The 6,554-nt window shown below is 39.3% G+C and carries 6 protein-coding genes; 5 read left to right on the forward strand and 1 reads right to left on the reverse strand.

What is annotated here, in order from left to right; all coding sequences use genetic code 11:
* Positions 1–7: 7 nt before the first annotated feature.
* The 5 genes from HMPREF1477_RS07590 (at position 8) to cysK (ending at position 4,425) form a co-directional block, all read left to right on the forward strand.
* Entirely contained in the window at positions 8–1,618 is a 1,611-nt protein-coding gene (locus tag HMPREF1477_RS07590) for a CTP synthase (protein ID WP_009661514.1), read from the forward strand.
* A 9-nt stretch (positions 1,619–1,627) separates the two neighbouring features.
* On the forward strand, positions 1,628–1,840 hold the full coding sequence (locus HMPREF1477_RS07595; RefSeq protein WP_016476445.1) for a hypothetical protein: 213 nt from the start codon (positions 1,628–1,630) through the stop codon (positions 1,838–1,840).
* 183 nt (positions 1,841–2,023) lie between these two features.
* A complete protein-coding gene (gene ahpC / locus HMPREF1477_RS07600) occupies positions 2,024–2,587 on the forward strand; it encodes an alkyl hydroperoxide reductase subunit C (RefSeq protein WP_005375602.1) in 564 nt (187 codons plus the stop codon).
* Between the two features lie 383 nt (positions 2,588–2,970).
* The gene (locus tag HMPREF1477_RS07605) at positions 2,971–3,420 is read left to right on the forward strand and encodes an Rrf2 family transcriptional regulator (protein WP_038148137.1); all 450 of its coding nucleotides are present in this window, start codon (positions 2,971–2,973) and stop codon (positions 3,418–3,420) included.
* Positions 3,421–3,489: 69 nt separating this feature from the next.
* Positions 3,490–4,425 carry a cysteine synthase A gene (gene cysK / locus HMPREF1477_RS07610; RefSeq protein WP_016476447.1) on the forward strand — a complete coding sequence of 312 codons (936 nt, stop codon included), beginning with the start codon at positions 3,490–3,492 and terminating at the stop codon, positions 4,423–4,425.
* Between the two features lie 161 nt (positions 4,426–4,586).
* Here cysK and HMPREF1477_RS07615 read toward each other — a convergent pair.
* The coding region (locus HMPREF1477_RS07615; protein WP_016476448.1) for a subtype B tannase at positions 4,587–6,554 on the reverse strand (1,968 nt) is incomplete at its 5' end.

Genomic DNA, 6,554 nt, shown 5'->3' on the forward strand with positions numbered 1-6,554 from the left:
AGGCATCATGGCAACTAAGTATATTTTCGTAACAGGCGGCGTAGTTTCTTCCTTGGGAAAAGGGATTACAGCTGCATCTTTGGGCCGATTATTGAAAAACCGTGGTTTTAATGTAACTATTCAAAAATTTGACCCATATATCAATATCGATCCTGGTACAATGAGTCCTTACCAACATGGCGAAGTATTTGTAACCGATGATGGTGCTGAAACAGACTTGGACTTGGGTCACTATGAACGCTTTATCGATATTAATCTTAGCAAGCGTTCCAATATTACTGCTGGTAAAGTATATTGGTCTGTTATCAATAAAGAACGTAAGGGTGACTATTTAGGTAGCACTGTACAAGTTATTCCTCACGTTACAAATGAAATTAAACAAAATGTATACCGCGTAGGTAAAGAAGATAATGCTGATGTAGTTATCACTGAAATCGGTGGTACTGTCGGCGATATTGAAAGCTTGCCATTTATGGAAGCAATTCGCCAAGTCAAAAAAGATGTAGGTCGTAACGATGTATTGTATATTCACGTTACATTAGTACCATATATCAACGCAGCAGGTGAATTAAAAACAAAACCTACCCAACATAGCGTAAAAGAATTGCGCGGTATTGGTATCCAACCAGATATTTTGGTATGCCGCAGTGAAAAACATATTTCCGACGAAATGAAGGAAAAGTTGGCATTGTTCTGCGATGTAGAACCAGCGGCCGTAATTGAAAACCAAACGTGTGATTCCATCTATGAAGTACCATTGATGATGCAAGATCAAGGGCTTGATGATATTGTCATTAAGAAATTGGGTCTTGAAGAACGTCCTTGCGATATGACTGCATGGAAAGAAATGGTTCATAAAATTTTGAATCCTAGCAAAGATATTACAGTAGCTATCGTAGGTAAATATGTAGCTTTGCACGATGCGTATCTTTCTGTAGCAGAAGCATTGAGCCATGCTGGTATCGAGACTGATACTAAGGTGAACATTCGTTGGATTGATTCCGAAGAACTTGATGATATTTCTGTAGATCCTAAAGAAGTATTTGAGGGCATTGATGGTATCGTTGTTCCTGGTGGCTTTGGTTCCCGTGGCGTAGAAGGAAAAATCCGTACTATCAATTATGCTCGTGAAAACAAAGTTCCATTCCTCGGTTTATGCCTTGGCATGCAATCTGCTGTAATGGAATTTGCTCGTAATGTATGTGCCATGGAAGGTGCTACATCTAGCGAATTTGATGAAGATGCAAAATACAAAGTTATCGACTTGATGAGTGATCAAGTGGATGTAGATAAAAAAGGTGGCACAATGCGCCTTGGCATCTATCCATGTAAATTAGAAGCGGGTACAAAAGCGCGTGAAGTATATGGCGAAGACCTTGTATACGAACGTCATCGTCATCGTTATGAATTCAACAATGAATATCGTCAACAATTGAGTGATGCAGGCCTTGTTATTTCTGGTACATCTCCAGATGGTCGTCTTGTTGAAAGCATCGAAGTTAAGGGTCATCCATTCTTCGTAGGTACACAAGCACATCCAGAATTAAAATCTCGTCCAAACAATGCTCATCCATTATTCCGTGGATTTGTAGATGCGATTTTGGAACTTAAAAAATAGAGAATAGAAATGGGATCCATTTTATCTATTATAGGTATCTTTATATTAGCTGCACTTAAATTAGAGCAGTTTGTATATGGTAAATCGGGGAAACAACAATCTACAACTGGCCATATGGCACGGCGAGGACTCGCTAATATAGCAGGTTTAATCACATTTGATCATGCTATAAGCAGTAATAATATTGTGGTGAAAAAGAAGGAGAAAGATGCTCAGAAATGAGCGTCTTTCTTTTTTTTACCTACATCGAAAAAGTTTGGAAAAATATATCGATAAATATAAAAATAATGCTTGCTATTTTAAATGATTAGTGTTATTATATAGACAAAGATAGATATAGATTTGATGTAGGTACATCAATAGAACATATAGTAATCGTTATTTAGAAATATAAAGGAGGACACAATGTCTATTATTGGTAAGAAACTCCCTGAATTTACACTTGATGCTTTCAAAAAACCTGAATTGGTAAAGGTAAGCACTGCAGACGTATTAGGTAAATGGTCTGTATTCGTATTCTATCCAGCAGATTTCACATTTGTATGCCCTACTGAATTAGAAGACGTACAAGAATCTTATGCAGAGTTAAAAGAATTGGGTTGCGAAGTTTACTCCGTATCCACTGATTCTGAATATGTTCACAAAGCATGGTCTGATGCTTCTCCAAGTATTAATAAAATCGAATACTACATGTTAGCTGATAAGAAACACGAATTAGCTGATTTCTTCGATGTATTCGATCCTGAATCTGCTATGGCATACCGCGGTACATTCGTAATTGACCCAGAAGGCATTATCCGCACAGCGGAAATTCACGATATGGGTATTGGCCGTTCTGCAGAAGAACTTGTTCGTAAAGTACAAGCTGCTCAATTTGTAGCTAAACATGGCGATCAAGTGTGCCCTGCACGTTGGAAACCAGGTAAAGATACATTAACACCAGGTCTTGACCTAGTAGGTAAAATCTAAGGCTACTAGATAGACCAACAACCTCTTCAAATGACAACATTTGGGCACGGATCGTATCTCCAACGATACCGGTAAGCCCCATTACATGGTGAAACACTCTCCAATTCACTAATGTAAACCTCATATAACAAACTACAAACTATACGCAAAAAGACCAGCCTTTTGGCTGGTCTTTTTGTCGCAGTGTATTCATTTAGTATAGGTAAATACTGTTATTTGTAAAACCTTTTGACAAAGTAGGAAATAAACTCTTGCATTTTTACAGTTAGTATTCTATAATGAAATTAATTCCTAGCGATGTACAAGGTTTTATACATTCGCATAGGAGGTATATAAAATGTTTGTTCAAGGGACGCTAGCTTTTAAAAAGGAAGGCAATATACATGAGAATTTCTACAAAAGGAAGATATGCTTTGATGGTTCTCATCGATCTAGCTGAGCAAGGTCAGGGAAAACCAGTGTCATTACGTTCTGTTGCAGAACGACAAGGCATATCTGAGAAATATTTAGAAGGTATTGTGGCTCGATTAGGAGCGGCCAATTTAGTTGATAGCATTCGTGGTAAATACGGCGGCTATCGTTTATCTAAAAAACCTAGTGAATATACAATCATTGAAATTTTGATGGCTACAGAGGAATCAATGGCTATTATTTCATCTCTAGATGAAGGTGTATCTACGGATGATGTCATTAATGAACGCACCGTTGGATTCTGGGCGGGATTACAAAATTACATTCACGATTATCTAGAAAGTGTGACCTTACAAGACGTTATCGATGGTACATACGCAAAACTAGATACAAAATATGATAATTGGGATGGCTCTATTTAAGAGGCACATAATTATATATTACATACCATTTATAGTATCCATAATATCCGAATATAAGGAGTGTTGATTATGTCTAAAATCGCAAAATCTTTTGTTGAATTAATTGGTAAAACACCATTGTTGGCAGCTACTCGTTTTGGTGAAAGCGTAGGTGCTGATGCTAATATTTTAGCTAAACTTGAATACTTTAACCCAGGTGGTTCCGTAAAGGATCGTATCGCTGCTGCTATCATTCAAGCTGCTGTTGCATCTGGTGAGTTACAACCAGGCGGTACTATCGTAGAAGCTACATCTGGTAATACAGGTATTGGTTTATCCGCTGTAGGCGCTGCGCTTGGTTATAAGGTTGTTATCGTAATGCCTGAAACAATGTCTATCGAACGCCGTAAATTAATGCTTGGCTATGGTGCACAACTCGTGTTAACTGATGGTGCACTTGGTATGAAAGGCGCGATTGCAAAGGCAAAAGAAATCGTAACAGCTACTGCTGGTGCTGTAGAAGCAGGCCAATTCGTAAACCAAGCTAATCCTGCAATTCACTATAAAACTACAGGCCCTGAAATCTGGGGTGACACAGATGGTGCTGTAGATATCTTCGTAGCTGGTGTTGGTACAGGTGGTACATTAACTGGTACAGGTCGTTTCTTGAAAGAACAAAATCCTAATGTTAAGGTCGTAGCTGTAGAACCTAAAGACTCTGCTGTATTATCTAACGGTAAACCAGGTCCTCATAAAATCCAAGGTTTAGGTGCAGGTTTTATTCCTGAAACATTGGATACTAAAATTTATGATGAAGTTATTCAAGTTGCTAACGAAGATGCTTTTAAAACAGCACAAGACTTTGGTCATACACAAGGTATCTTGGTAGGTATTTCCTCCGGTGCTGCATTGTGGGCCGCTGCAGAATTGGCAAAACGCCCTGAAAACAAAGGTAAGAATATTGTAGTTATTCTTCCAGATACAGGTGAACGTTACTTGTCTACTGCTTTATTCCCTGAAGATTAATAGCATTTCAATATAATATTAGTAATAAAGGCGTCCTGCTTGTTTAGGACGCCTTTGTTGTCGATATAAGATAAAAATAACAAACAAGTCTGTAATAGCATCATGTATGAAGGCTATTACAGACTTGTTACGTTATGGAATAAGTTTATAATCGAGATAGATTATCTACCGTTTTTTACAATAGAATCCATCCAGTTGAATAAATCTTGTAAATCGTAATCGCCAGCGTGATCCACACCAAATGGTGTAGCCATGTCTACACTATATCCGAGATTTTGTGCACGAGTGCCTACGATTAATGGGATGGCAACAGATGTATTGCTATCTGCTGTACCGTAGCGAATTCGATAATATTTAGCGTTTGTTGCACTAGGTGAACCAAGATAGTTCATAGGGTTCATCATAGTAACGATTTTAGCGTTTTCTACATATACATCATTATTAGTCGTTGTATCATGTAGTGCCGCTGTAATCGTGAAGTGATTAGTATCGCTAGTGCTTGTACCAAATAGGCTGTTTTCACCAGAATCATTAGCTCTAGAGTCAAATGCACCTGGTGCCTTAGAACGACTAGTAAAGCTATTATAAGCGTCCCAATCAATATCTTTCACCATGCCTGTATTCTTATCTAAGACTAAGAAGGAATAGCGAGATACATCAGTACCATTAGATTTAGCTTTATTAGCGGCATCGATGATGAAAGATTTTACATATTGCTTGAATGTGCCATTACCTTTCTTATCGAGTTTTAAAATAACGCCGGTTCTATCGCGTAATTGTAAGTTGTTTACATAGTCAGGGAAGTGGCTCTTAAGTAAATCTGAGTATGCTACATCATCATTCGTTAAGTTCATACGTTGTACACTACGTTGCATTGGCGCTTGTGCACCGCCTACATTCGCTTGAGGCAATTCACCTTGTCCCATAGTTACTTTATTAAATGATGTGATGCCGTTATAGCTCCATTCGTAAGCCATATCTGCAGCATCTAGGTTTGTAATCGGTGCGTAAGCAGAGGATGCATATACATCTGTAGATGCAGTAGCAGCGCCGAGAGCCTGTAGATATGGTTGGTAATCAGATGTATTGCCTGTTGCACCTTGTAATAAGGAAACGGCACCGCCTGCGCTAGTACCATTCGTAATAATACGTTTTGCGTTACCTGGCATAGTCGCATCATTAGCGTGTAAATAAGCTGTAGCCGCTTGTAAGTCTACAATAACTGCTGGTGCTTTGCCGATGAAGTTACCATCAGAAGCTTTATTTGTACGGCCACGTGTAGCAGGGGACGCAACAACATAACCTCTAGACAATGCATAGAGAGCACTATTTGGCTTATTATTTTCTACCTTTGGTGTCATAGGTTGGCTTGGCATATAACCGCCAACATTATTTGGCATAAAGATTGGTGCTGTTTGTGTATTATAACCATTTACAGTACCATTATTGAAATACTCTTCAGGTATGTAAATGTTTATGTACTGCTGATCAATATCGATAGGATTTGATACATATGGGATATATTCAAATGCGCGATATTTAATCTCTTTATTATCCACCGTTCCCGTCATTGACTCGTAATTATTGATGTCAAAGGTGAGGGTAATCTTTGCAGACGTATCAGCTTGTAATGGGGGATCAATTGGCTGTGAAAGTATATTTTTTTCACCTGTTGTAGTAGAACCTTTGGTAGAAGCTTGATTACGTTCATTAACATACGATTCCGGCAATTTAGGCTCTTGAGCTTGTTTTGCTTCCGCTTCCGCTCGAGCTTTTGCTTCGGTCTGAGCCTTAGCTTCTTGTTCTGCTTTAATCTTTGCCTCTAGTTCTGCTTTTTCTTGCTCTGCGGCAATACGTTCTTGTTCAGCCTTGATGGCAGCTTGACGTTGAGCTTCAGCAGCGGCTTCGGACCGAGCCTTAGCTTCAGCCTCGGCTTGGGCTTTCGCAGCAGCGTCCGCAGCTGCCTTTGCTGCGGCTGCATCTAGACGAGCTCTTTCTGCATCCGCTTCAGCTTGTTCTGCCGCGATGCGATCTTGTTCAGCCTTAATAGCAGCTTGGCGTTGAGTTTCGGCTTGCTCTGCCGCGATGCGTTCTTGTTCTGCTTTAATAGCGGCTTGACGCTGAGCCTC

Source organism: Veillonella sp. HPA0037 (assembly GCF_000411535.1).
In the GTDB taxonomy this organism is placed as follows: Bacteria; Bacillota; Negativicutes; order Veillonellales; family Veillonellaceae; genus Veillonella; species Veillonella atypica.